Origin of the sequence: Bartonella sp. AA1HLJMS, from assembly GCF_042197445.1 — a bacterium.
Classification (GTDB): domain Bacteria; phylum Pseudomonadota; class Alphaproteobacteria; order Rhizobiales; family Rhizobiaceae; genus Bartonella.
Genome location: NZ_JBHIRW010000178.1, coordinates 1 through 1,382, shown reverse-complemented (window position 1 = coordinate 1,382; position 1,382 = coordinate 1). Strand labels below are relative to the sequence as shown.

Genomic DNA, 1,382 nt, shown 5'->3' with positions numbered 1-1,382 from the left:
GTGAAGGTTGGTCAGATTGCCAGTGGTGGCAATATTGAAATTTTTGCAGGCAACGACATCTATTATGATCAGGTCATAGGCTATGGCAGTGCAACATTGACATCGGTATCAGGAGAGATCAGTGTTGAGAATGTGTTGTCTGCTGAGGGGGATGTGAGATTGACAGCAAACACTCTCGATTTAAGCAATAATCGTTCTCATATTTACACGCCGCAAACGCTGTATTTAATTGCAGATCATATTGATGTCTCGGGCAGCGAATTGGCTTATGGCGGTTTAGACTTTCAAAGCACCAATGCTCTTGATATTCACCATGCGCGGCTACAAGCCGTAAGAGATGGCGGTGGGACTGGAGATATTCTCTTTATTGCTCCAAGCGTTATGGTTGATGAGACAACTTCTGTTTTAGCGGCACGAGATTTCGTGATCAAGACGGGGGAGCTTAGAAATAGCGGTCAATTGGCATCGGGGCAGGATTTAGTCTTTAGCGTGACGGGCAATGTGACCAACAGCAAAACGGGCTTAATTTATGTGAAGGGCAATGGTGCTTTACAAGTTGATGGGGTTTTGTTGAATGATTTTGGTGCCATTTTAGCAGAGGGTGATTTGGGTTTCATCAATGCAGCTGGCAGCGGAAAAAGCCTTTCCCTTGTGAATAAAGCAGGCTTGATTCAAGCTGGTGGAAACTTAAATATCCAAACCAACACCCTGAAAAACGAAGCCGATAGCACGCCTGTCATCACAGAAAAAACGGAATATAGCGATATTTCTTTCCAAAAACCAGAGGGTTCTGATAGGCTCAGTGATGGGATGTTATATCAAGATGGTCCCAACCTTTGGGGAAAGGGTCACACTAAGGATGAACTTACTCATCCACCTCTACCAAATTATGTACCGAATTATTATGTCTTTCATACAGAAGAATTTGTATTTGATAAAAAGCTTTGGTCGAGCAAAGAAGAAACTTATGGTGCCGCAATTTCAAACGATGGAACAGTCTACAAGTCATTTACTTGGAAATATGACAAGACAAACAGTAATATAGAACGGTATCGATGGTATAACCGGTCACACATGACAGAAAAGACTGTCACACAAGCATTTTCGCATAAACCAACTGTTTCGGGGGTAATACAATCTAGTGGCAACCTCATCATTAACGCTGATACCATTGACAACCATTATAGCTCTATGAGAGCAGGGGGAAATGCCGATATCCACGCCAATGTGCTCACTAATTTGGGGGCAACAGCTTATAAAAACACTTATCTTGGTTGTCAGGCTTATACAGACAGTTGTTATGGCTATAAAGCTGATGGAAGCCGCGATGTTTCTTTAGATATAGCCAATGGCAAGGATCGCCAGATTGGTTCAGAAGCTTT

Annotated in this window: 1 pseudogene; it reads left to right on the top strand. The window is 42.8% G+C overall.

What is annotated here, in order from left to right:
• Window positions 1-1,382, top strand: a pseudogene (locus ACFIQE_RS10395) (filamentous hemagglutinin); the annotation flags it as partial.